Genomic DNA, 25,057 nt, shown 5'->3' with positions numbered 1-25,057 from the left:
TCCCTGCCCCTTTTAAGGTTTCAATACCACTCAGCTCATCAGCAAAAGCCCTTATAGAAGGCATTTTCGCAATTGAGATTCTGAGAATTGCTTCAGCAAATTACAATCCTGTAACTGCCGCTTCAAGCCTCCCGAACATTGCCCTATTTCGGGGGTAAATTGACCTCCAGCACCGCCTACTGAACCTCACTTATCTGCGCCTAAAAGTCAATCAAAATCCCGCCAGATTCACAGCCGTCCCGCTGCCCAATGAGCCCCCAATGTAAACCCATAGCCACGTGACCATGTTCTTTACGCCCAAACAGCTCTATCGCTGGAAACCGGGCAAACGTTTCACTACACGCAAAATTTCATGGCACATATCACTATTTGTCAAAAAGTCAAGCCGTAAACCCTGAAGTCCCTCCCCCAAAGTCTCAACCATCACATGAGACTCTTTAAGCAACTCTCCCCCCAACAGCCTAAACACACACCTGTAATTTACTCTAGCCCCAGCAATGCACATACACCTCACTCACCCCAACGGCCCCTTTCAACACGCCGGAGTGCTCAGACCCACAGGAAAAATGCAGCCAAACCAACAAGTCCACAGGTTTGACGTGAGAAAAACCACCTAATCGGACAGCCGAAACACATAAAACACGGGTAGCGTGGTTACACGATGACGAGCGATAAGGGCACGTCCAGCACCGCAGCTTCGAACGGTGCCTCCGGGGCCCTCCACACAGAAGCAAAGAAGCTCACCGGTTGGGGCCGCACCGCCCCCACTACCGCAGAGGTCCTTTCCACCCCTGACGTTGAGGTGATCATCAACGCCGTCCGCCAGGTGGCGGAACAGAATGATTCCAAGCCCGCGCACCTGCGCCGCGGCGTGATTGCCCGCGGCATGGGCCGCTCCTACGGCGACCCCGCCCAGAACGCCGGCGGCCTGGTGATCGACATGCAGGCGTTGAACCAGATCCACTCGATCGATCAGGCAACCGCAATCGTGGATGTAGACGGCGGCGTGACCTTGGACCAGCTCATGAAGGCAGCTCTGCCATACGGCCTGTGGGTCCCAGTGCTACCCGGTACCCGCCAGGTGACCATCGGCGGCGCCATTGGCCCTGATATTCACGGCAAGAACCACCACTCCGCTGGTTCCTTCGGTGACCATGTGGTCTCCATGGAACTGCTCGTTGCCGACGGCCGCGTGCTCCACCTCGAGCCAGAGGGCTCCGAGGATGACCCAAGCGGTGACCTGTTCTGGGCAACCGTCGGCGGCATGGGCCTGACCGGCATCATCCTGCGCGCACGCATCAAGATGACCCGCACGGAAACCGCCTACTTCATTGCCGACGGCGACCTCACCGCCAACCTCGACGAGACGGTGGAGTTCCACTCAGACGGCTCCGAGCACAACTTCACCTATTCTTCTGCATGGTTTGACGCCATTTCGCCCGAGCCGAAACTCGGCCGCGCCGCAATTTCGCGCGGTTCCCTGGCCACGTTGGCCCAGTTGGAGGAGCTCGCACCGAAGCTGGCTAAGGACCCGCTGAAGTTCAACGCCCCGCAGTTGGTTACCGTGCCAGACATTTTCCCTTCCTTCACCATGAACAAGCTCTCCATGATTGCCATTGGTGAGCTGTGGTGGCTGAAGTCCGGCACCTATAAGAATAAGGTGCAAAATCTCACGCAGTTCTACCAGCCACTGGACCTTATTGGTGAGTGGAACCGCGGCTATGGCTCCAAGGGCTTCCTGCAGTACCAGTTCGTGGTTCCGCGTGAGGCAGTGGAGCCATTCAAGGAGATCGTGCGCGATATCCAGCGCTCCGGCCACTACTCCGCACTCAACGTGTTCAAGTTGTTTGGCAAGGGCAACCGCGCGCCCCTTTCCTACCCGATGGAAGGCTGGAATGTGTGCGTGGACTTCCCAATCAAGCCGGGCTTGGGCGCCTTCTTGGATGACCTGGATCGGCGCGTGATGGAGTTCGGTGGCCGCCTGTACCTGGCCAAGGAATCTCGTACTTCGGCGGAGAACTTCCACAAGATGTACCCAGGTATGGAGGGTTGGCTCAAGACTCGCAATGAGATTGACCCAACCGGTGTGTTTGCCTCTGATATGTCTCGCCGCCTCGAGCTGCACTAACCCAAGAAAGGACTCCGTACTGATGTTGAATGCAGTTGGACAAGCCCAGAACATCGTGCTGTTGGGCGGCACCTCGGAGATCGGCCTGGCCATCGTCAGCGAGTTCCTCAAGAAGGGCCCCGCAAAGGTCACGCTGGCAGCGCGCGAGGATTCCCCGCGCATCGAGGCAGCCCGGGAAGAAATCACCGCCGCCGGTGCGTCAGAGGTCAAGGTTGTGCCTTTCGACGCCACCAACTTTGCCTCCCACCAGGAGGCTGTCGATAAGGCCTTTGCTGATGGCGACGTAGACGTTGCCATCGTGGCCTTCGGCTCCCTGGGGGATCAGGAGCAGTTGTGGCAGGACCAGCAGGCCGCAGTGGCCAGCGCGGAGACCAACTTCACCGCGCCTGTGTCCGTGGGTGTGCTCCTGGGCCAGAAGTTTAAGGAGCAGGGTCACGGCAGCATCGTGGCGCTTTCCTCCGTGGCAGGCCAGCGGGTGCGTCGCTCCAACTTTGTCTACGGCGCAGCAAAGGCCGGCATGGATGCGTTCTACCTGAACCTCGGCGAGGCTCTGCGCGAGCACGGCGTAAACGTGCTGGTGGTACGCCCAGGCCAGGTGCGCACCAAGATGACTGAGGGCATGAGCGAGGCCCCACTGACTGTGAACCGGGAGGACGTGGCCAAAGCCACCGTCCAGGCGGTACTGGACAAGCGAGGCGCGATCTTTGTCCACCCACTGTTTGAATATGTGAGCCTGGCGTTCAAGTTCATCCCACAGGCAATCTTCCGCAAGCTGCCGTTCTAACGCAGCACGCTCTTAGCCCCACACACCAGTGGGGCTAATGTGATTTTTGGGGCCTGTGTGGAAAACTGTTCCCCATGAGCACACCCGTCACCTTGCTGGACCGTAGTTACGCCCCTGACCGCATGGACAGGCGCCTCACCCTTGGGGGCGTCGTTTTTGCTGCCCTTGGCGCTGCTGTGTTCACCTTGGCTGGCTGGTTTGCATTGAAGCAGACTTCCCTCCCTGCGTTCGGGCCTTCCATGGTCACGCGCGCGCTGGCTACGGCTGTGTCCGGGTTGCTGATGGTGGCCGTGATTGTGCTGCTGGTGTGGTGGCTCCAGGATGAGAAGCTGCAGCGTGAGCGGCCCCAGTGGCGGCGCTGGCTCACGGTGTTGGTGAGCTATTTTTCACCTGCCGCGCTGGTGGTGGCGCTCATCGGCATTCCGCTTTCTGCAACCAGACTCTACCTCGAGGGCGTGACGGTGGACCAGGGGTTCCGCACGCAGTACCTCACCAGACTGGCCGATTCTTGGCAGCTCAGTGACATGAACTATGCCGACCTCCCCGCCTACTACCCTGCCGGCTGGTTCTGGCTCGGTGGCCGCTTGGCCAACCTGCTGGGTGTGCCTGGGTGGGAGGCTTTCCAGCCGTGGAGCCTGATTACCCTCGCGGTAGCCGGCTCGGTGCTGGTGCCGGTGTGGCAACGCCTGGTGGGCTCCCTGCCAGTTGCCACCGCGATCGCACTGGTCAGCACCGCCGCTGTGCTGGTGACAAGCGGTGAAGAGCCCTACGCGGCGATCATCGCCCTAGGGATCCCGGCGGCGGCGGTGATGAGCTCCCACGCGCTGCGCGGCGGGAACTTCGCCGCGGCCGCCGTGGCTTTCTACCTTGGTGTTTCCGCCACCTTCTACACTCTCTACACGGCAATTGCTGCGCTGAGCGTTGTGGTGATCGCCTTCGCGGTTGCCCTGCTCACACGGGACTTTATCCGCCCGATCCTGCGCCTGGCCATCATTGGCCTTTCCTCCATGGCGATCGCCGCCATCGTTTGGGCACCGTACCTGCTCACCAGGCTCTCGGGGGCGCACGCCTCCAACGCCACCGCGCAACACTACCTGCCGCTGGTGGGCACGCAAATCCCAATGCCGATGTTCAGCGCTAGCTTTGTGGGCCTTTTGTGCATGGCCGGCCTGCTGTATGTGTTGGTGCGAATCCGTGTGCCGGAGGTCCTCGCTCTTGGCCTGGCCCTGGCGGTGAGCTACCTGTGGGTGATCGGATCTATGCTGGCCACACTGTTTGGCACCACACTGTTGGGTTTCCGCCTCAACGGCGTGATCACCCAACTTCTGCTCACCCTGGGTGTGCTGGCGGTGGCGGAGCTGCGCAAGTACGGCTACCACCGCCTGATCCCGCAGGGGCTGAGCACTAAGGCCTCCAAGGCCGTCACCGTGTGCATGGCGGCAGTGCTGGGCTTTGGCTTGATGCACTTGCTCCAGCAGGTGCCCAACAAGCTCGAGCACAGTATTGACCTGGCATACACGGACACAGACGGCTACGGGGAGCGAGCAGACCGTTACCCACCAGATGCTGCACAGTATTACGCGCAGGTGGCCGCGGAAATTGGTGGAGATCCGGGCAATACCGTGGTGATGACCGATGAGAAGAACTTCCTCTCCTTCAACCCCTACCGCGGTTTCCAGGCCTTTACCTCGCACTACGCCAATCCGCTAGGTGAGTTTGAACTGCGCAACCAGGCGATTGAGCAGTGGGCGCAGCGCAGTTGGGAGGATCTGGATACCCCTGCCGCTTTCCTGGCTGCAATGGAGGCAACGCAAGCTGAACACGGCTGGCGGATGCCGGATGCCTTTGTGTTCCGCGCGGATCTGGAAGCGGCCCAACTGGAAGCGGCCCAGGAGGAAGCCACGGACGGCTGGAACTATGACATCGCAGAGGACATCTACCCCAACAACCCAAACGTGCGCTTCCATGGGGTGCGTTTCAACCCCGAGGTGTTCCTTGGCCAAGGCAGTGTGTGGAACGCAACGCAAATTGGGCCGTTTGTGGTGGTGACCCGTGGATAAGCGGGCAAAGGCAGTAAAATCAAGCGGCGTGTCAACCCAACCTGCCCCAAGCATCCCTGCAGCCGCTGTGCCTGACCGCCGTGGGAACGTCGGAAGGCTCAAGCTGTGGGCAACCATCACCGGCCTTTTGGGGTTTGTCCTCTTCCTGGCAACGCCCTTTATGCCGGTGATTCAAACGCAGTCCTGGCTGAATTGGCCGCAGGGACAAGGCTCAAACTCTGTAGTTTCTGTGAACGCCCCGCTGGTGAGCTACTCCCCGCGCAACATTGAGGTTTCGGTGCCCATCTCCGCGGTGGATAACTTGCGCGAGGGCCAAACGATGATCGTGGGTACACTGCCACCCACCGGCCCAAATGCGCTCAATCGCGGGTTATTTGTGCGTTCCTTCGACGGCGGCATCGACGTCCTCGTGCGCGAAAACCTCCTGCTGGAGTTCAGCGCGGAGGAACTCGCTGCGCTGCCTCGCGATGCGGTGCTCGAGGTGCGCTCCACTGAGCAGGAAACCACAGCGAGCTTGGGCTCGGAGTCAGCGCAGGAGCTTGGCGACGCCCGCCCTCAGCTCACCGGCGTGTATTCCGAACTTGAGCAGTCGGTGCCAGGGCTCGCGCTGCGCGCGGAGATTGAATCGCGGTTTACCTCCAGCCCTTCGGCGCTGAAATACGCCTCCATGATTCTGGGCACGTTGTCCATGCTGGCCTCGTTGATCCTGCTCGCACGCATGGACGCACTCGATCGCAACCCGCACCACAGCTTCCGCCCGCTGGGTTCCTGGCGTCCGCGCCCACTTGATGGCGTGGTGGCGTTCGTGCTGGGCTTCTGGCACATCTTCGGTGCCAATACCAGTGATGATGGATTCATACTCACCATGGCCAAGGCGGCCCAAGAGTCCACCTACATGGCCAACTATTACCGCTGGTTTGGGGTGCCGGAATCCCCCTTCGGCGCACCGTACTACAACCTTTTGGGCTGGATGACGGAAGTTTCCTCCGCCTCAACCTGGATGCGCCTGCCGGCCCTGCTTTCCGGTTTGCTGATCTGGTTCGTGCTTTCTCGCGAGGTGTTGCCGCGCCTGGGCGAGAAGATCGACGGCCGCCAGGTGGCTCACTGGAGCGCGGCGTTTTTGTTCCTTGCGTTCTGGATGGCGTACAACAACGGACTGCGCCCAGAGCCTATTATCGCGGCCGGTGCGCTGCTGGCGTGGGTGTCTTTCGAGCGCGCAATCGCCACCTCCCGCCTGCTTCCCGCTGCGGTGGGCACGATCATCGCGGCGTTCACCCTGGCCTGCGGCCCAACGGGCCTGATGGCTGTTGCCGCGCTGCTCGCCAGCCTTTCCGGCATTATCCGCATCATCTATCATCGCCTGCCTCTGCTCAACACCCACAAGGCCTCCTCCGAAGAACGCTCGCCCGGCCTCGGCGCAACCCTCTACAGCGTGACAGCCATGGTGGCACCCTTCCTAGCGGCGGGTACCTCGGTGTTCGTGGCGGTGTTTGGTGATCAGACTCTACGCACCGTGTTGGAATCCATCGCGGTGCGTGACGCCAAGGGCCCATCACTGAGCTGGTACAACGAACCGGTGCGCTATGAGGTGCTCATGCAGCAGACGGTGGATGGCTCGTTTTCTCGCCGATTCGCCGTGATCTTTGCCTTTGCGTGCATTGCGCTGGTGGTGGCGTCGATGCTGCGCAACGGCAAGGTGCCGGGCTCCAACAAGGGCCCCGCGCTGCGCTTGCTGCTGATGATGCTGGGCACACTGTTCTTCATGATGTTTACCCCAACCAAGTGGACGCACCACTTCGGTGTGTGGGCAGGCATCGCCGGAGCTCTTGCGGCGCTGGCCGCGGTGGCGCTTTCTCACATCGCGCTGCGCTCACCGCGGGCCCGCACGCTGCTCATCGGCGGATCGCTGTTCCTGTTTGCCTTCGCACTCTCCGGCACAAACGGCTGGTGGTACGTCTCCAGCTACGGCATCCCGTGGTTTGATAAGACAATCCAGATCAACGCCATCGAGGCCTCCAGCGTCATGCTGCTGATTTCCCTGGTGGTGCTGGCGTTGGGCGCACTGCAGTCTTTCAAACAGGACGTGCAGATGGCCCAAGCGGAGGAACGCGGTGAAAACCCCGAAACCGTAGTAGAACAGGCAGCAAAACGGAGCAGGAAGTCCTGGCTCACCGGTCTGGCCTCCGCGCCGATCGCGGTGCTGTGTATTCTTTCCGTGACCTTCTACATGGCATCCTTTGCCAAGGCCTTTGCTGACCAGGCCCCAGCCTACTCAGTGGGTATGGGCAACCTGCGCACCTTCACGGGCAACACCTGTGGCTTGGCCAATGACATCCTGGTAGAGGTAGACACCAACGAGTCCCTACTCACGCCGGTGAACTCAACACTCGGCGACTCCCTAGAGGCAGACACCGTCCGCGGCTTTGAAGCCAATCGGGTACCAAACGTGATTACCCAGGACTTTGTGGCCTCCACGCTGGACAGTGCCATGACAGATGCAGTCAATGATGAGGAAGAATCCGAGGAAACTACCGACGCCGACCAGACCGCAAGCTCGGACACTTCCGGCGGGGTGCGGAGTTCCGAGGGCATCAATGGTTCCAACGTGACGCTGCCCTTTGGCCTGGACTACCGCGAAGTGCCGGTACTTGGCTCTTGGACCGCGGGCGAGCAGTTCACCTCCGAGGTGACTACCGACTGGTACCGTCTTCCGGAACGCCGCGCTGACCAGCCACTGATCACCCTTTCCGCCGCCGGCCGTATTGAGCACGTGGACATCAATGGCGTGACCAGCCCTGGCCAAAAGCTCGTGCTGGAGTACGGCAATCTTGGCGCCTCCGGTGAAGTGGAAGTGCTTGGTGAGGCGATGATGAGCGACGCCGGCCCACAGCCCACCTGGCGGAACCTGCGCCTGCCAATCGCCGACCTGCCAGAGGAAGCCAACGTGGTGCGCATCCAAGCGGCGGATACTTCCCTTGACCCAGACCAGTGGTTGGCCTTCACTCCACCGCGCGTACCCACGATGCAGACCATCAACGAGTTTGTTGGCTCCGAGGCCCCTGTGCTTCTGGACTGGGCGGTACCCCTCCAGTTCCCGTGCCAGCGGCCCTTCAGCCACTACGCCGGCGTAGCCGAAAACCCAGAGTTCCGCATCTCCCCGGACACCGGTGGGAAAGCCACCGGCACGCCATTCCAAGATTGGGCTGGCGGCGGCGTGATGGGTCCCGCGCAGGCGATCAATGATTTCTTTGAGCTGCCAAGTTACGCCAACCACGACTGGAAGCGAGACTGGGGCTCCATCGAGGTGCTCGTCCCGCGCGCCAATTCTGTGGGCGAACGCCCCGAGGCCGCCGAACTCGAGTTGGAGGAAATCACCCGCTCCGGCTTGTGGAACCCAGGCCACATGAACATCACCACCAAATAACCAAGCATCCCTGCTCACGAGAAAACCCGATCCGCCCCTGCTGTGGCCGCGTTGTGCGGCGCGTGGGGGCGTCGGTAATTCTGGGCGCGAAACTGAGAAGTAGTGCCAAATTGGCAGCAGACGCCCGTGGGAAATTCAGGGATTTGCCAGCTTTGTGCACCAAAGTATCAAGAGTACTTTGCCGGAACGCACTCGGCGGAATTTCAGGATTGGAGGCTGCGGTGACCACTGCGATAGGCGCTGATACCAGGGGGCGGAAGGCTCGCTCGCTTGTGGTGATTTGCGCGGCCTCCCTGGGCTGCGCGTCCTGCACTGGCAGCTCAACGGTGGAAAGCAATCCGGTTGCGGCGTATATCAACCAAGAATCCGAGGCGGTGGAGCTCTCGCCGCAGGAAAGCGTAAACATCACCGAACCCGGCACCTACGTGGCCTACGGGCGTGCGATCGTGGTGGACACCACCGAGCCAATCACGCTGATTGTGAACAACGCACAGATCGACTCCATCACCGGCAGCGGTGACATCACTCTCGCCGTCACCGGCCGCTCCATGGTGCAGACGCTGGAGACCGGGGGCATCGTGACCATTGGCGGCCCAGGCAGCCTGCTGGTTACGCGCACCCTGAACGCTGAGCAGGCGGTGGTCAATTCAGGCGAGCTCCTTACGGATGCCACCACCGAGGTACTCTGCGAGGTCCTTACCACCCAAGGTCACTACAGCGCCGCCTAACCCTGCGTGTAGCATGGCGCCATGACTCGCATCGAAAACCTCAATCAGTTCATCAACGGCCCCTGGCTGAGCACCCACGAAATCCCCGCCGACCGCGGCGTGGACGGTGCCTTCCACAAGTTGCGTGACGACGCTCAACAGGCAGTGCGTGAGATCCTTGAGCAAGAGCGTGGCACGCGAGCAGGCAAGCTGTACGCCTCGTTTATGGATACCGAAGGCATTGAGCAACAAGGCATCGCCGCTATAGACGCGGACCTTGCACTGCTGGACGTGGACTCGGTGGAGGCCTACGTTGCGGCGCTCGGCGCATTGGATCGCGTAGGCGTGCCTGGGCTTCTGGGCTTCTGGGTGGAAAAGGATTCCGCAGGTGAAGACGCCCTGCTGTACCTCTACCAAGGAGGCCTGGGCCTACCGGATGAGGCCTACTACCGCGAGCCAGCCCATGAGGAGACGCTGCGCGCCTACCAGGAGCATGTAGCAACGATGCTCGCCTACCTCCCGGAGGCCCAGCTTCTGAGCCTGAGCCCCGCCGAGGCCGCGGAGGCGATCGTGGAACTGGAGAAAGCCATCGCGGCTGGTCACTGGGATGTGGTGGCCTCACGGGATGCCGTTGCCACCTACAACCCCACCGAGTTTGCCGAACTCCCCGAATACGTGCGCAACCTCCTTCAAGCCGCGGGCGCCCCAGAGCACAAAGTGGTGGTGATGATGCCGAGCTTCTTCACCCACCTCGGCGAGCTGCTTGACCAGAAGGAGCTGCGCGACTTCCGCCTGCTGAGCACCTGGCGGGTGCTGCACTCCCGAGCCGGCCTGCTCCCTCATGAGATCAGCCTGGCCGATTTTGCGTTCTACGGCACCAAGCTCACCGGCGCCACCGAGCAGAAAGACCGCTGGAAGCGCGGCGTTGAGCTGGCAGAACGCCTGGTTGGTGAGGAAATTGGCCAGGAGTACGTGGCGCGCCACTTCCCCGCCTCCTCCAAGGCGGAGATGGAGGAGCTGGTAGGTTACCTCACCCGCGCCTACGAGGAGCGAATCAGCAACCTCGAGTGGATGACCCCCGCCACCCGCGAACGCGCCCTGGAGAAGCTTTCCAAATTCCGGGCAAAGATCGGCTACCCCGATACCTGGCGCGACTACGGCGAACTCACCTTTGACACCTCCGGCGCGGACCTGGTGGAGAACGTGCGCCGTGGCGCCACCGCGGCCCACGACCGCGAGCTTGCCAAGGTGGGCAAGCCTGTGGACCGCAACGAGTGGGTGTGCACCCCACAAACCGTGAACGCCTTCTACCACCCCGTGGTCAATGACATCACCTTCCCCGCTGCCATCCTGCGCAGCCCCTTCTACAGCCCGGAAAACGACGCCGCACAAAACTTTGGCGCAATCGGCGCCGTGATTGGCCACGAGATCGGCCACGGCTTTGATGACCAAGGCTCGCAGTACGACGGCGAGGGCAACCTCAAATCCTGGTGGACCGACGAGGACCGCGCCGCCTTCAGCGAGCTCACTGACAAGCTGGTGGCACAGTTCGAGGGCCTCGTGCCGCAAGTCCTGCGCGAGCAGGAGAACGCACCGGGCGTAAATGGCAAGTTCACCCTTGGGGAAAACATCGGCGACCTCGGCGGGTTGGGCATCGCCGTGGTGGCCTACCGCAACTACCTTGCGGATCAGGGCTTGAGCTTGGACGCCTCCCCCATGGGCTCCTTCCCCGCCGAAGGCTCTGACCCCGCGGTTGCGCAGCAGGAGTGGAGTGGGCTGCAACGGCTGTTCTTTGCCTGGGCCTTGGTATGGCGCACGGCCATCCGCCCAGAACTGGCCGCACAGTACCTCGCAATGGATCCACACTCACCTGCGGAGTTCCGCTGCAATGTGATTGCCGCGAACATCGCTGAGTTCTACCAGGCCTTTGAGGTGCCGGAGGACAGCGAGATGTTTATTGAGCCGAGCGAGCGCATTACCATTTGGTAGCGTCGTTCGCGCTGCGCATCGACCGCGCGCCGTGATTGCCGCGAGCCTTCTAGGATGGTGTGCATGGATGAACACACCATGCGCGAACAATTCCAAGTAGGCGGCCAGGACCGCGAGCTCAGCGAACCTGAGCAGCTCGAGCAACTGGCCTCCTACTTCCACGCCACCTACGAGGCACCGGCAAAGAACCCGCCGTGGTCTGCAGAACCCAGCGACCCGCTGCCCGCAGACACCTTTGACGCCCGCATGCCTGACCGGCTCACGCACGCCGCGATGCTCATGCTGGGCTCCGGGCTGGACCATTCCATGCCCGGCGTGGCCTTCATTGAGGGTGTGACCACCTCCAATGCTGATGGGATCAACGCGCAGGTGTTCCACCCGCGCAACCCAAACGGCACCTACGCCATTTCCTTGCACCCAGGTGGTTGGTGGAAAGGCGGCGGCGTGGCCATGGAAAATGCCTGGCGCCCCGAGGTGGCTGCGGTGGCCAACCTCTCCGGCACCACCATGGTGGACCTGGACTACCCGCTGCTGCCCGGCGCAACCGTTGCTGAGGTGATGCGGGCGGTGGAGCAGGCAGCGCAGTGGGCACGTGCCCAGGGCGCGAGCAAAGTGTTTGCGTGGGGCTACTCCTCCGGTGGTGCGCTCGCGGTGCTGTGCAGCGAACTGTTTGACGCCCAGGCGCTCACCTTCCCCCACCTGGATCTTTCCATGCTGCCCGCCGAGCTCCGCGAAGGCGTGGACTTTCCCGGCGCGGACACCTTCCCGCCAACGCTGATGCAGCTTGCCAGCAATGACGCCATCGCGGGCACCTACGAATGGGCGCAGGCAGGGGCGAACGTTAAAGTGCGCGAATACTGCTCAGAGCACCGCGTGAGCACCCCGGCAGTGGCGCGCCAGCGGGTGGAGGATGTGGCGGAGTTTTTCCGCGCACAGGCCTCCGCTTAGGAAGGGGCGTTGGGTTTAGGAGGGGCGGTGAAGTCGGTGAGGTCGATGCCCTCCAAGGGGTCGGACTCCCGGCCTTCCTCCACTGGGGGCTCTACCTCGCAGAACACCACGGTGGCGCCGGTGGAGTCGGCGAGCAGCACCATACGGCCAAAGGGGGAATCCCACGGCTCGCGGATCAGCTCACCACCCAACTCCACTGCTTTTTGTGCTGCCTCATCAACGTTGGCCACACCGATGTAGGTTTGCCAGAAGCTCGGCACCTGCGGAGGGAATTGGCCCGCGGCGTTAAAGATCCCCGCAAATGGGGCGCCCTCGGCCAACGCGGTGGTGTATTCAAAGTCTGTGTCTGAATCCATGGTGGAGGTCATCCAACCGAACACCTGCGGGTAGAACTCGCGGGCCTCACGGTAGCCGTTTGCGGTGGTGCAGGTCAGCTCGTGCCATACCGGTGTACCGGGTTCCCCTGCCGCGATGAACGCTTCCTCCCCCGCGGGTTCGATCAGCCCGAAGATCGCCCCGGCGGCGTCGACAAGCAACGCCATCCTGCCCAGCCGTGCCTCCATCGGCTGCGCCAGCACGCGCCCACCTGCCTGTTCGGCCTCGGTGATGGTGGCTTCCATGGACTCGGTGAGGAAATAGGTGGCCCAAGTGTCTGGGTAGGGTTGCTCCTCGGGACGCGCCACGAAACCTGCCACGGGCAGGCCCTGGATGCGGGCGATGTGATAGCCGGAGCCGAGTTCCTCGATCTCCCAGCCGGCCACCTGGGCGTAGAAGTGCGTTGATTTACGCAGGTCAGAGCTTGCCAGGTCTACCCAGTAAGGCATGCCGGGCAGTGCTTGGAACGCGGGCATTACATGTTCCTCCAAACTTCTGGATCAAAGTCATCGTTTGCGGTGGCCTCGTCAAAGAAGTCGTCCTCCTCATGAGCACCCACCACCACGCGGGCGCACACGCCGCCAACGCAGACCACCTCGCCGCCGCGCAGGGTCTTGCCGCGGCGGGTGTCCACCTCTCCATTGACCGTAACCTCGCCCTGGGCAATGGCCTCTTTCGCGGCGCCGCCGGTTTCCACGAGGTTCGCCAACTTGATGAACTGGCCGAGCTTAATTTCTTGGTCCCTTATGTGGACATCTTGGGGTTGCATGCGTGCCAGTCTATCCGCTTGCACCGCAGGCACTCACGCTCCCTCAAATCGAGTTGAGCACGGCGCGCTAAATCACTTGGTCGCGCGGGGTGATCACAATGCGGTCAACGTTCATGTGCTCTGGCAGGCTGGCTACCCAGCGCACGCTCTCTGCGATGTCCTGTGCAGTGAGGTTGAGTTTGCCCTCATAGACGGCGTTCGCAGCAGCTTCATCCCCGCGGAACCTGATGAGGGAGAAGTCGGTTTGTACGCGGCCTGGGTTGATTTCCGTGATGCGCACGGGGCGGTCTTGGAACTCGATGCGCATCACCTTGTTGATCGCAGTCACGCCGAACTTTGCAGCGTTGTAGCCCGCGCCTCCCGCGTAGGCGTTGAAGCCGGCGACGGAACTCATGTTGATGATCTGCCCCTGATCGCGCACCAGCATGTCCAGCAGCGCTTTGGTGACGCGCAGGGTGCCCAGCACGTTGGTGTCATACATCCACTGCCAGTCCTCCACGTTTGACTGTTCAATTGGGTCCAGGCCGTGGGCGCCGCCGGCGTTGTTCACCAGGAGGTGGCAGTGCCCGAGTTCGCGTTCGATGGTCTGGGCGAAAGTGGCCACCGAGGTGTCGTCGGTAACGTCGAGCTCCACGGCGAGGCCGCCGATTTCCTTTGCGATCACCTCAAGGCGATCCATCCGCCTTGCCGCAACCACAACCTTCCAGCCGTCCTGTGCCAGTGCCCGGGCGCTTGCCTCACCGATCCCCGAGGAACCTCCTGTGACCACCGCAATTTTCTGCTCACTCATGTGCTTAAGCCTCCACTGGTTTCTTGCCGCTGGATGTAAGTGTGTACCTGCAAGATCCTAGGGCGCGGCTTAGGATGAGTCCATGAATCACACACCTTCGGTGCTATTCGTGTGCGTGAAGAACGCAGGTAAAAGCCAAATGGCCGCATCACTCGCCCGGATGGAAGTAGCCAAGCTGGAAGCAGCGGGTGGCCCACACACGGAGATTTACTCCGCCGGCACCACCCCAGGTAAAGCGCTCAACGAGGACTCCCGAAACGCCGTGGAGAAGCTCGGCGCCACGTTCGCAGGCGAGCGCCCCAAGGCCATTGATCCTGGGCTACTCCTGAACGCCGACCGAGTGATCCTCATTGGCCCCGAGGCACAGCTTGAGCCGGTGGAAGGCATGCGTGCCACTATCGAACGGTGGCTTCCCGACGAGCCCTCCCTCCGCGGCATCGAAGGCTCTGAGCGCATGGAGCTGCTCACCGCCGACCTGCACGAGCGGGTCAAGGCGCTGCTTCGCGAACTGCACCACAGCTAGCTCTTAAGACTCAGACACCAGCCCGGCGGCGCCAAGCGGGCGATCATCGACCATACCCACCGCCTGCATGAGGGCATAGCAGGTGGTGGGTCCCACAAAGCGAAAGCCCAACTTCTTGAGCTGCTTGGCCATGGCGTGGGATTCCTCCGAGGTGCTCGGGGTTTGTTCCACATGCGCCGGGCGGCTGTGCTGCTCCGGGGCGAAGCTCCACAGCAGCTCGGCTAAGCCACCGCGTTCCCCTCCGCGTTCCCCGCCGTGCTCCCCACCGTGTTCTCGCAGCGCCACCGTGGCGCGGGCATTGCTGAGCACGGCCTCGATCTTGCGGCGGTTGCGCAGGATTTTTGGGTTTTCCATAAGGCTTTGCACCTCTGGCTCACCCCACTGCGCCAGGGTGTCTGGGGAGAATCCCGCAAAGGCTTCCCGCAGCGCTTCACGGCGGGTCAGCACGATTTTCCAGCTCAGCCCGGCTTGAAAACCCTCCAAGCAGAGGCGTTCAAACAGGCCGTGTTCGTCTCGGATTTCCGCGCCCCACTCGTGGTCATAATACTGCCTGAGCAGCTCATCTTCCGCCGCCCACTTGGGGCGCGCGCGGCCATCAGGCCCAATGATTAACCCAGTGGTGTCAGCCGCAGCCTGCACCGGCGCCTGTGCGGTTTCTTGGTGTTGTGCAATCTGTTGTGAGTTCATACCTTCTTTAGACTCCAATTCTCTCCGCATGGTTCCCTGGCCTCCCCGAGCTGCGGTGATAGGTGCGGGGCTTGGGGGCGTCGGCAGCTGCTCCTCTTACTCAGCGCTGCCCCTGCATTTCCGGGCGCAGTTCCACCTGCCGCACTGTGATGTTGATGCGCCCTTCGCGCAGGTCAAGGCCCTCGGGGCTGGTGTCGGGGAGGATTTCCATGACGCCGTGGAAGATGTCACGGGCGGGGCCGCCGAAGATGAGGACGTCGCCGCTGCACAGCACGATGTCTTGCCAAGGTTTGCCGCGGTGTTCAGTGTTGCCCACGCGAAACCTGGTGGCGTTGCCCAGGGAAATGCTCACCACCGGCGCTTTTGAGGCCTCAAAGAGGTCTTGGTGCATGCCCATGCCGGCGGTGTCGCTGTAGTAATTGATCAGGGCTGTTTGCGGCACAAACGCGCCTTCGCCCGCCCACGGCTGCAGCTCCTGGCAGAGCTCCGCGGCTTCGCGTACCGACGTCACCGCCAGACCACGCAACACCTCCGGCAGGGGCGGAACCGCTTGGCCTTCGAGTTCGCGGACGTATCCACGAGTGCGCGGGTCCCAGTGCATGCCCACACTCATCATGAACGCGCTCATCGTGCCGCCCGCCCACCGCGGCTGATGCATCCGCAGCGGTGTACCCGCCAGGCGCCGTGCCTGCTCACGTGCACCAGTAAGCAACTCCGCCTGCTCGCGGAGCCCAATCCTGTGTGCAAGCAGCACAATTCCCGGCGCGATCCGCTGACTTTCGCGCTCGGGGAGGATCTCGGATGCGGGGAACAGGGCGGCCATAGGTCCGCCAGTATAATCGGGCGGCATGAGCCAAGCAGAGCACACTTCCCGCATTTCCGACGAGCCCAGCGCCCACACCGAACCGCGCAGCACGGCCGCGGAACATGCAACCCTGGCCGACCAGCGCGCTGGCAAGTGGCACATCCCGATGACTGAGGAAATTTCTCAGCAGATCAGCACCAATTTGGACAAAGTGCATGCCTACAATCAGCTTGCACCGAGTGAGCGGGAGGCTCGAACTGCCCTGCTCAAGGAGATTTTGAACCCCGCATCTGGCGAGTGCGTGGTGCAGCAGCCATTCATGGTGGAATACGGGATCAACACCACGATTGGGCAGGGTTCGTTCCTGAACTTTGGTGCCACCATTTTGGATACGGCTGAGGTGCGCATTGGTGAACGGGTGCTGATCGGGCCAAACTGCCAGCTCATCACGGTGGGCCACCCCGTGGATTCGGTGGAGATGCGCGCTGCATGGTGGGAGATTGCCAAGCCGATCACCATTGAGCAGGACGTGTGGCTCGGTGCTGGGGTAACGGTGTTGCCCGGCGTGACTATCGGTGAAGGCGCCGTGGTGGGCTCAGGCGCGGTGGTAAGCAAGGACATCCCTCCGCGCACCCTTGCCCTGGGGGTTCCCGCAAAGGTTGTGCGTGCGCTCGATGAACAGCGCGCACAAGAGGAACTGGCACAGCTTGGCGATGTTCCGCTGCACCCGCAGCAGGGCTAACCGTGCGCTTTGATGTTGAGCGCATAGGCCACGGCCTGCCAGTTTTGGCGCAGGCCGATGCGTGGGCTGCCGCCTTGCAGGAACGCGGCTGCCTGGTGATTGAGGCCCCACCGGGCACGGGCAAAACCACCTTGGCACCGGCGGTAGTTGCCAACCAGGTACGGGGCACCACTGTGGTGGTTGCGCCTAGGCGAGTTGCGGTGCGCGCCGCCGCCAGGCGGCTTCGGCAACTCAGCGGTGCCCCTGAGGCTGTGGGTGTGAGTATCCGCGGCGAGCATACCCCAGGCAATCAGGTGGAGTTTGTCACCCCAGGGGTGCTGCTGCGTAGGTTGCTCACGGACCCCGAGCTCGCCGGCGTGGATGCGGTAATTGTTGATGAGGTGCACGAACGCCAAGTGGATACCGACCTCCTGCTGGGCATGCTCATCGAACTGCGCGAACTGCGCCCCGAGCTGCTTTTGGTTGCTATGAGTGCAACGGTGGACACTGTACGTTTCGCGGAGCTGCTTGGTGGCGGTGGTGATTCCCCAGACCAAATTCCGGCTCCGGTGGTGCGCACCGAGGCCGCCTTGCACCCACTGAGCATTCATTATGAGCCGCTGGCTGGCCGCTTCCCGCTCACCCGGGATTACGCGGCAGGCCTTGCCCGTATTGCCAAGCGTGAACTCGCGGCTCTACCGGATGGCCAGGCGGTGTTGGTGTTTGTGCCTGGTGTGCGCGATGTGGAGGTGCTGTGCCAACTCATTGGCGCAGACGCCCGGCCGTTGCACGGCAGGTTGGAAAGCTCCATTCAAGACGAGGCGTTTCAGGGTGGTTCCCGGATTGTGGTGGCCACGGCGATTGCGGAAAGCTCGCTTACCGTCCCTGGAGTGCGCGTGGTGGTGGATGCAGGTTTGGCACGCACCCCCAAACGGGATGTCGCCCGCGGTGTGCAAGGTTTGGTCACGGTATCTGCCAGCAAAGCCGCCGCTGATCAGCGCGCCGGACGCGCGGGACGTGAAGGCCCAGGCAAGGTGGTGCGTTGTTACCGTGAGGAGGAATACCAGCACTTTCAGCCGGACATCACCCCGGAGATCGCCTCCGCGGACCTCACTTTTGCGGCGTTGGCACTAAGTTGCTGGGGCACGCCCTGGGCCAAGGGCTTCCCGCTGCTCTCACCGCCAAGCACAGCGGCCTTGCACCAGGCATACACCACCTTGGCCGCCCTCGGGGCCTGCACTGATTCGGGTGAGGCTACCGCATTTGGCCGTGAGCTCGTGACGTTGCCGGTGGATCCGCGCCTGGGTGCGGCGTTACTCCGCTGCGGATCGCAGGCCGCATGGACGGTTACCGCGCTCAGTGAGGAGGTGCCCGGAACCCTCACTGGTGCACGCTCTGGATCTCCCGGCGTTGGATCTCCCGGCGCGCCAGGCACTCAGGGCCAAGCTGCCTATTCCAACCGCGCAGACCTGAGCAAGCAAGCCCGCAGGCTCGCAGCATTGGTAAATGACCTCGGCCCGGTTTCCGCGGGCGTAGTGGTAGGCAGCGCCTACCCAGATTTTATTGCGCGCAATGTTTCCAAAGATGCCAAGCAGCACATCTACCTCAGTGCTTCGGGCACGAGGATTGAGGTGCCTTTTTCCCACGGTGAACCATGGTACGCAGTCGGCGCAGCGCGGAACAGTGGCAACACTACCGGCGGCGGAGGGGGCTCGGCACACACCATCCGCGCAATCAACGGCGCGCCCATCAGTGAGTCCGAGGCGCTGGAACTCATAGGGGTGCATGAAACCCATGAGGCGTGGGTGGAGGAAGGCAGGATGCGTGCAGTGCGCGTAAAGAAGGCTGGGAACATTGAGCTCTCCCGAACCCCAACTTCAGTTTCTGCCACAGACCTGGGGCTTTCTGAGGACGAGCTCACTCGGGCACTCATGGAACACCAGCGCAACAACCCCAACACTCCCCTGCTCACCCCGGAACCCGAGGCCCGCCACCTTTTGGAACGCCTGGCGTTTCTGAATAAGCATGTGGGTGAACCCTGGCCGAACACCAGCCCTAGGAAACTTGCACAACAATTGGACTGGCTGGAGCCGGAGTTTCGCCAGGTTGCGCGGGGTGAGAAGGCCGCAGGGATCGCATTGTTGCCAGCGGTGCAGCGCCTGCTACCGTGGCCGGAGGCCGCACGCCTGGACAACCTCGCCCCGCCAAGCATCACAGTGCCCAGTGGGCGCGCTGTGCGCGTCGATTATTCCGGGGAACAACCCACCCTCGCAGTGAAGCTGCAGGAGTGCTTCGGGCTTGCTGCCTCGCCGGAAATTGTTGGTGTGCCGGTGCTGTTTCACCTGCTCTCCCCCGCTGGGCGCCCGCTTGCGGTGACCGCGGACCTCGCCAGTTTTTGGGCCAGCGGCTACCAGGCGGTGCGGGCGGAAATGCGCGGGCGCTACCCTAAGCACCCGTGGCCGGAGGACCCCACCACCGCGCAGGCCACGGCGCGCACAAACACCCGCCGCGCTTAAGCAGATTTTCTTAGGCGAATTGCTGAATGCTGAGGTAGATGCTCATCACCACCACCAGTGTGAGCAGAGCAAAGCGCAGGAACTTAGTGCCGCCAGCGAGCACCGTGCGCGCTCCCAACTGCGCCCCGGCAACGTTGGCCAGCGCCAACACGATTCCAAGCAGCCACAGCACATGCCCACCGGCGATGAACATCGCGAGCGCACCAAGGTTCGTGGAGGTGTTCACCACCTTCGTCAGCGCCGAGGCCCGCAGCAGGTCCTCGCTGAGCAACGCGGTGAACGCCATGATCAAAAACATGCCGGTACCTGGGCCAAAGATGCCGTCATAGAACGCGATGAGCGCCACTGCCAGCAGTGCCAACAGCTTCCTGCGCGGCGCCCCCGGACTGGCTTGCTGCCCGAACTGCGGCCGCAGCGCCACAAACGTACCAGCGGCGAGCAGCAGCACAATCACCGCCGGGCGCATCACATCTTTACTTAACGACGCCGCCAGCACCGCACCCACTCCAGAACACAGCGCGGCAACAGGCACGAAGCGCACGGCGAGGCTCACATCCACCCCAATTTTGCGGATGAGCGCCCACGCCGCAGACGCCGTCCCGGAAACCGCGGCGAGTTTGTTGGTGGCGAGCACGCTCGCCGGACTCAGCCCGGGAGCCACGGCCATGAGCACAGGGATCAGGATGAGGCCGCCGCCGCCGATTACGGCATCCACCCAGCCAGCAAGCATCGCCGCCCCAACCAGCAGGGCCCAGCCTGTACCCGCAATGTCTACGCCGAACAACTCACTGAACAACTCAGCCATGCGTGCTAGCGTACCGTAGGCATATCGGCATCTCGCCCCGTCAGCATCACGTCCAAGGAGAAGCCCTCGTGCCCACGATTCCCGCTCCCGCTGTACCTGACACCCCGCAGTGGCGGAGGTGGGCTGTGGTGCTGCCGGCGTCGGTACTCCTGGGCTGGGGCTTGAGCCTGCTTGGGGTGCCAGCGGCGTGGATTGTGGGGGCGATTTTGGCTTCGGGTGCGGTGGCGCTTTCCAGTGGCCGCGAGCTGGAGGTGAACCGTCATGTGTTCAACCTGGGCCGCGGTCTGATTGGTGTCATTGCCGCGCTGCCGCTACTGAACTCGGACGTGAGAACGCTGAGCCACTTTCTACTGCCGGGGCTGGCAGTGAGCGTGTGGACACTGGCGATTTGCCTGGCGGGCGGTCTGGCCCTGGCGCGGACCAGGCGGGAGATTTCCACGGAGACGGGCGTCCTTTCGCTGCTTGCCGGCGGGGCCTCAATGATGCCTGCGCTGGCAAAAGATTTGGGTGCGGATTATTCCTACGTCGCGCTGAGTCAATACCTGCGCCTACTCGCGGTGAGTGTGAGTTTGCCGCTGCTCACACACCTTTTTGCCCCGCCCGGCATGGGTGAGCACCCGAGCCTCGCACCGACGGAGATTCACTGGTGGGCGGTGGTGCTTCTGGTGGCGATCGTACTCATCGCGCCACATGTTGCCACCTTCTTGCGGATTCCCGTTGCGCAGGTGTTTGGGCCGATGCTTGCCACGGTAGGCGTGGGCCTGCTGCTGCCCGACCCACAGGTACTCATTCCACCCACGGGCATGCAGGTGTTCGCCTTTTTGTGCATCGGCTGGATGTGCGGCGGTGCCCTGAGTGTGCCCGCGCTTCGGCGTTTTGCGGCGCAACTTCCTGCGACCGTCACCTTCATCGTGGTACTGATCGGCGGCTGCGCACTCAGTGCCTGGCCTCTTACGGCTTGGCTTGGGATTTCCTACTTCGAGGCCTATCTTGCCACCACCCCAGGCGCATTGGAAACCGTGCTGGCACTTGCTTCTGAGGGCAACGCGGGGCCCTCAGTGGTGGCCATCCAAATAGTGCGCCTGGTGTGCATCCTGCTCACCGCAGGACTGCTGCCCAAGTTCCTACAGCGGATACGGGGCTAGCTGGTGGGCTAGCTGGTGAGCTTTGCCATGATGCGCTCGAGTGATTCCAGATCATCGGCGGCGAGCCCCAGCTCATGCTTGAGGGTTTCCTGCATCACCAGGGCCTTGGGGCGCAGCTCAGCACCCTTGTCTGTGAGGAAAACGTGGACCTTGCGGAAGTCGCTATCCACGTGCTCTTTGCGCACAAAGCCGCGCTCCTCCATGCGCTTGAGCAGCGGCGAGAGGGTGCCGGAGTCCAGGTCTAAGGGGTCGGCAAGCTCGCCGACGCTGAGGCCGTCGCGCTGCCAGAGGCACACCAGCACGAGGTACTGGGGGTAGGTGATGCCCCACTGCTCAAAATACGGCCGGTAGATGCGTTGCATCAGCCGCGAGCCCGTATAAAGCTTGAAGCAGAGGTGGTGTTGAAGTTGCAAACGCTCAGACATGCGCGTAATTATATTGCACACAATGTAAATGACTCAAGTGGTGGCACAGGCTTGCTTCCAGCATGAGCGTGCCGCACTGCTGTTCGCTCACTGCTTTCCATCACCGCCCGACCGAAGGGACCTCCATCATGCTCACAGCCGCCTACCTGGCAGCAGCCGCGGCAGCAGCGCTTCACGTATTCATCTTCTACCTGGAATCTTTTGCCTGGACCACCCGCGCCCGCAAGGTGTTCGGCACAACTGAACAAGAAGCCGCAAACACCAAGGAAATGGCATTCAACCAGGGTTTTTACAACTTGTTTTTGGCGATCATCGCCGCTGTGGGCATCGCGTTACACAACCATGCGTTGATCTACGCGGGCACCGGCTCCATGCTCGCGGCAGCGCTGGTGCTTGCACTCACCTCCCCCGACAAGCGCGGCGCGGCAGCCAAGCAGGGAGTATTCCCCCTGCTCAGCGTGCTGCTGCTTGCCTTGAGCTAAGCCTCAGTTGGCGCTTTGCTAGCCCTCAAGCACCTGCTCGCGCAGGATTGACATAGGAATGGAACCCAACGCCAGCGCCTTTGAATGGAACTGCTTGGTGCTCATGCCGCGCTCGGCAGCTTCTGCGCGCAGGTTCTGCCACAGGCGCTGCCCCAGCGCGTAGGAAGGCGCCTGGCCAGGCCACCCGAGGTAGCGGGTGAGCTCGAAGGAAAGATTGGCGTCATCCATCGCAGAGTTTTCCCGCAGGAAGTGGCGCGCGTATCCAGCGTCCCACACACCGGTTCCCTCGGGAACCGTCTTGCCCAGGTGAACACCGATGTCCAGCACCACGCGGGCCGCGCGCAGACGCTGCGCGTCCAGCATTCCCATACGAGTGCCCAGGTCCTCGTGGTAGCCCAGCTCATCCATGAGCTGTTCGGCATACAACGCCCAACCCTCGCCGTGCCCGGAGTTCCAACACACCGAGCGGCGCCACAGATTCAGGTTGCCGCGCTCACAGGTGGCCTGGCCGCACTGTAGATGGTGCCCCGGAACGGACTCGTGGTACACGGTGGTGAGTTCTTGCCAGGTGTGGAAAGTCTCCTGGCCTGCAGGAACAGACCACCACATGCGCCCTGGGCGGCTGAAATCATCAGATGGTGGGGTATAAAAGATCCCGCCGCTGCCGGCTGGGTCAATCTTGGCTTCGATGGTTTGTACCGGGGTGGGGATGTCAAAGTGCGTGCCGTTGAGGTCTGCGATCGCCTCATCGGCCTTGGTCTGCATCCACTCGCGCAGCGCGTCCACACCCTTGATGGTGTAGCGCTCCTCATTATTGAGCTTGCGCATAGCGTCACGCACGTTGGTGCCCTCGCCGTACAGCTTCGAAGCGATCACTTGCTGCTGCGCAACGATCTCCTGGAGTTGCTCGAGGCCCCAGGCGTAGGCGTCGTCAAGATCAACGATGTCACCCACAAAGAGGTGGCTAAAGCGCTGGTAGCGTTCGCGGCCCACGGCGTCTGCGTCGGGAGCGTGCGGCGCGAGCTGGTCCGTCAGCCACTCTGACATCGCACCGAACGCGGCCTTTGCCTCCTGGACAGGTGCGGACTCCGGGTCCACACCCAGGTTTTCTAGGAGTGAGTCAGACTGAGCAAGCTCCTCACATTGACGCGAGACCGCGTCTACCTGGCGAATGGGGGCTACGCGGCCGTGCGACGCGGCCAAGGCCAAAGACTCTCGATATCCCGCGAGTGCGGCGCCCACCTGAGAAAGGCGTGATGCGATGGCATCGCGTTGCTCAGCGGTGTCCTGCGGCATCAGCAGGAACGTATCGCGGATTTCCTGAACCGGGGAGGCCAGGTTGTTGAGCTGGCCCGTGAACTCATCGTGGTGGTGCAGTGCGAGGTCCAGGCAGAGGCGGTCGCGGAGCACCTCTGCGGTGACGATGTCTACGTCGTCGAAGTCCTCTTCGTCATCGTTGTCATCGGTGCCATCGTCAAAGGCGTCTACGTCGGCAAGCAGCTCGCGGTGGCGGTCCATCAATTCCTCCCAGTATGCGGGGGAAAAGTCTTGGAGTTCGCCTTCAAAGCCCTCGATGCCCCACGCAGTTGCGTTGGTGGGCGAGATCCGCGCGAGGTCATACACGTAGTCCTCACAGGATGCGTCGAGCAAAGAGGGGGTACGAGATTCAGGATTGACTGAAGTCATAGCCCGCTAGTCTAGCCACTTGCACGCACCACCACCACCTTTGCCCCTCTCCTGGGATTCTCTGCTGAGCTTCGGCGGCGCGGCGAGTAACCTCAAGCGGCACTACCTGGGATTTTCTTTAAGCCCCGCACCTTGGGATGCTGCAACTGAATGCCATTTCAACCCTGGGTAGGTCCACCGATCAAAGGAGGCAAACAGCGAGTCGATATCCTCACTCACGATGATCGAGTCCAAATACCGCTGATCAATGAAGCCCTCCTCACTCATGTGTTCCAGGGTGCGCACCAAGGGAGTCCAGTATTTATCCGTGTTCAGCAGTGCCACCGGGCCGGTGTAAGGACCAAGTTGCTGGCGCACCAGCACCTCAAACAGCTCCTCTAAGGTGCCCATTCCGCCGGGCAGCGCGATGAACGCATCCGCGAGCTCCTCCATTTTGGCCTTGCGCTGTGCCATGCCTTCGGTCACAATCAGCTCGCTCAGCCCCGGCTGCGCCAACTCCAAGTCCACGAGGGAACGCGGGATCACGCCCACCACTTCCCCACCCGCCGCAAGGCAAGCTGAGGCAAGCTCCCCCATCAAACCGACGCTGCCACCGCCGTAGACAAGCCGGATTCCGCGCGCGGCGAGCTGCTCACCGAGGGCCCTGGCTGCGTCGGAAAACGCGCGGCGATCACCAAAGGTGGAGCCGCAATACACCGCGACCGAGCTGATGGTTGGGCTGAGGCCGCGCACCATCACCGTGCCCTGGCTGGCACCCACTTCCACCGGCGGGCGCGGTTGGGTCACGAACCCGTGGCGAGCGTAAAGCCTGCGGGCCGGGTTGGCGTCTTCCACCAGCAACGAAATGCCGCTCCAACCGTGGCGCGAGCCATAGCCGGCGAGCTCCTCGATGAGCCAGCCGCCAATGCCCTTGCCCTGCCACTGTGCATCCACGTTCATCACCAGTTCTGGGGCTTGCGGCGCCACAAAGCCGAGAGCCTGGGCAAACACCACCCACGCAACGCCCACTGGCTGGCCCTGGGGTGTTTCTAGGACCAAGCCAACGTCGCCGCGGGTCGGATCGAAGTGCATGTAGGCGTTGTATGGCGGCGTTTCCAACCCTTCCGGGCTGAGCACCTGGGCAAAGCGGTTCGTGTTGGTGAGCATGGCATGTGCGCGCAGCGGCAGGTCATCGGCGCGCATGAGGCGGTATTGAAGGCCCTCCACCGGAAATGGGGTGCGGGCTGGGAAATGCGAGTGGCTAGGAGCCGCGGTGTGCTGGTTGTTCATGATGTGTGTGATCCTATAC

General features: G+C 62.3%; 21 protein-coding genes. 12 read left to right on the top strand and 9 right to left on the bottom strand.

All coding sequences use genetic code 11. The features are described 5' to 3' along the window. Positions 1–661 precede the first annotated feature (661 nt). From dprE1 to NQ018_RS07120, 7 genes are all read left to right on the top strand, one after another. Positions 662–2,128, top strand: a complete 1,467-nt coding sequence (gene dprE1, locus NQ018_RS07150) for a decaprenylphosphoryl-beta-D-ribose oxidase (protein ID WP_257059992.1) — start codon at positions 662–664, stop codon at positions 2,126–2,128. A gap of 22 nt (positions 2,129–2,150) precedes the next feature. Continuing rightward, on the top strand, positions 2,151–2,912 hold the full coding sequence (gene dprE2, locus NQ018_RS07145) for a decaprenylphospho-beta-D-erythro-pentofuranosid-2-ulose 2-reductase (RefSeq protein WP_257059990.1): 762 nt from the start codon (positions 2,151–2,153) through the stop codon (positions 2,910–2,912). Between the two features lie 74 nt (positions 2,913–2,986). Then, complete coding sequence (locus NQ018_RS07140) at positions 2,987–4,972, top strand: galactan 5-O-arabinofuranosyltransferase (protein WP_257059989.1); 1,986 nt, start codon at positions 2,987–2,989, stop codon at positions 4,970–4,972. A 28-nt stretch (positions 4,973–5,000) separates the two neighbouring features. Continuing rightward, positions 5,001–8,396, top strand: a complete 3,396-nt coding sequence (locus NQ018_RS07135; protein WP_373566913.1) for an arabinosyltransferase domain-containing protein — start codon at positions 5,001–5,003, stop codon at positions 8,394–8,396. A 221-nt stretch (positions 8,397–8,617) separates the two neighbouring features. Next, positions 8,618–9,124 (top strand): hypothetical protein, encoded by a 507-nt coding sequence (locus tag NQ018_RS07130; protein ID WP_257059987.1) that lies wholly within the window; start codon positions 8,618–8,620, stop codon positions 9,122–9,124. 21 nt (positions 9,125–9,145) lie between these two features. Continuing rightward, positions 9,146–11,092 (top strand): M13 family metallopeptidase, encoded by a 1,947-nt coding sequence (locus NQ018_RS07125; protein ID WP_257059985.1) that lies wholly within the window; start codon positions 9,146–9,148, stop codon positions 11,090–11,092. A 63-nt stretch (positions 11,093–11,155) separates the two neighbouring features. Further along, positions 11,156–12,040 (top strand): alpha/beta hydrolase, encoded by an 885-nt coding sequence (locus NQ018_RS07120; RefSeq protein WP_373566912.1) that lies wholly within the window; start codon positions 11,156–11,158, stop codon positions 12,038–12,040. On the opposite strand, the gene NQ018_RS07115 is transcribed toward NQ018_RS07120, so the two are convergent. From NQ018_RS07115 to NQ018_RS07105, 3 genes are all read right to left on the bottom strand, one after another. After that, complete coding sequence (locus NQ018_RS07115; protein WP_257059980.1) at positions 12,037–12,891, bottom strand: VOC family protein; 855 nt, start codon at positions 12,889–12,891, stop codon at positions 12,037–12,039. The two genes, NQ018_RS07120 and NQ018_RS07115, sit on opposite strands and share 4 nt — an antisense overlap. Beyond that, entirely contained in the window at positions 12,891–13,184 is a 294-nt protein-coding gene (locus tag NQ018_RS07110) for an RNA-binding S4 domain-containing protein (RefSeq protein ID WP_257038816.1), read from the bottom strand. Before NQ018_RS07110 ends, NQ018_RS07115 begins: the two co-directional genes overlap by 1 nt. Before the next feature lie 67 nt (positions 13,185–13,251). Beyond that, complete coding sequence (locus NQ018_RS07105) at positions 13,252–13,974, bottom strand: SDR family oxidoreductase (RefSeq protein ID WP_257059976.1); 723 nt, start codon at positions 13,972–13,974, stop codon at positions 13,252–13,254. A gap of 82 nt (positions 13,975–14,056) precedes the next feature. Between NQ018_RS07105 and NQ018_RS07100 the strand changes: the two genes are divergently transcribed. After that, positions 14,057–14,497 carry an arsenate-mycothiol transferase ArsC gene (locus tag NQ018_RS07100; protein ID WP_257059974.1) on the top strand — a complete coding sequence of 147 codons (441 nt, stop codon included), beginning with the start codon at positions 14,057–14,059 and terminating at the stop codon, positions 14,495–14,497. Between the two features lie 3 nt (positions 14,498–14,500). Here the strand turns inward: NQ018_RS07100 and NQ018_RS07095 are convergent, their stop codons facing one another. Further along, positions 14,501–15,184, bottom strand: coding sequence for a DNA-3-methyladenine glycosylase I (locus NQ018_RS07095; protein ID WP_257059972.1), 684 nt, complete (start codon positions 15,182–15,184; stop codon positions 14,501–14,503). Between the two features lie 100 nt (positions 15,185–15,284). Beyond that, on the bottom strand, positions 15,285–16,034 hold the full coding sequence (locus NQ018_RS07090) for an alpha-ketoglutarate-dependent dioxygenase AlkB (RefSeq protein WP_257059969.1): 750 nt from the start codon (positions 16,032–16,034) through the stop codon (positions 15,285–15,287). On the opposite strand from NQ018_RS07090, the gene NQ018_RS07085 reads away from it, so the two are divergent. Further along, on the top strand, positions 16,033–16,731 hold the full coding sequence (locus tag NQ018_RS07085) for a sugar O-acetyltransferase (RefSeq protein WP_257059967.1): 699 nt from the start codon (positions 16,033–16,035) through the stop codon (positions 16,729–16,731). The two genes, NQ018_RS07090 and NQ018_RS07085, sit on opposite strands and share 2 nt — an antisense overlap. 2 nt (positions 16,732–16,733) lie before the next feature. Next, positions 16,734–19,226 (top strand): ATP-dependent helicase C-terminal domain-containing protein, encoded by a 2,493-nt coding sequence (locus NQ018_RS07080; RefSeq protein ID WP_257059964.1) that lies wholly within the window; start codon positions 16,734–16,736, stop codon positions 19,224–19,226. Positions 19,227–19,236: 10 nt separating this feature from the next. On the opposite strand, the gene NQ018_RS07075 is transcribed toward NQ018_RS07080, so the two are convergent. After that, positions 19,237–20,031: a TSUP family transporter gene (locus NQ018_RS07075; RefSeq protein ID WP_257059962.1), complete on the bottom strand. Its 795-nt coding sequence runs from the start codon at positions 20,029–20,031 to the stop codon at positions 19,237–19,239. Positions 20,032–20,099: 68 nt separating this feature from the next. On the opposite strand from NQ018_RS07075, the gene NQ018_RS07070 reads away from it, so the two are divergent. Then, complete coding sequence (locus tag NQ018_RS07070) at positions 20,100–21,176, top strand: AbrB family transcriptional regulator (RefSeq protein ID WP_257059960.1); 1,077 nt, start codon at positions 20,100–20,102, stop codon at positions 21,174–21,176. Positions 21,177–21,184: 8 nt separating this feature from the next. Here NQ018_RS07070 and NQ018_RS07065 read toward each other — a convergent pair whose 3' ends face one another. After that, complete coding sequence (locus tag NQ018_RS07065; RefSeq protein WP_257059958.1) at positions 21,185–21,601, bottom strand: MarR family winged helix-turn-helix transcriptional regulator; 417 nt, start codon at positions 21,599–21,601, stop codon at positions 21,185–21,187. A 128-nt stretch (positions 21,602–21,729) separates the two neighbouring features. Here NQ018_RS07065 and NQ018_RS07060 point away from each other — a divergent pair, with 128 nt between their 5' ends. Beyond that, positions 21,730–22,083, top strand: a complete 354-nt coding sequence (locus NQ018_RS07060; protein ID WP_257038806.1) for a DUF1304 domain-containing protein — start codon at positions 21,730–21,732, stop codon at positions 22,081–22,083. A gap of 18 nt (positions 22,084–22,101) precedes the next feature. Here the strand turns inward: NQ018_RS07060 and NQ018_RS07055 are convergent, their stop codons facing one another. Together NQ018_RS07055 and NQ018_RS07050 are read right to left on the bottom strand one after the other, a co-directional pair. Beyond that, the gene (locus NQ018_RS07055; RefSeq protein ID WP_257038805.1) at positions 22,102–23,769 is read right to left on the bottom strand and encodes a DUF885 domain-containing protein; all 1,668 of its coding nucleotides are present in this window, start codon (positions 23,767–23,769) and stop codon (positions 22,102–22,104) included. 102 nt (positions 23,770–23,871) lie between these two features. Further along, positions 23,872–25,038: a TIGR00730 family Rossman fold protein gene (locus NQ018_RS07050; RefSeq protein ID WP_257059956.1), complete on the bottom strand. Its 1,167-nt coding sequence runs from the start codon at positions 25,036–25,038 to the stop codon at positions 23,872–23,874. Positions 25,039–25,057: the final 19 nt, after the last annotated feature.

Origin of the sequence: Corynebacterium kozikiae, from assembly GCF_024580965.1 — a bacterium.
GTDB classification, from domain to species: Bacteria; Actinomycetota; Actinomycetes; order Mycobacteriales; family Mycobacteriaceae; genus Corynebacterium; species Corynebacterium kozikiae.
Note: the sequence above shows the minus strand (reverse complement) of the source record. Positions and strands in the feature narration are given on the sequence as shown.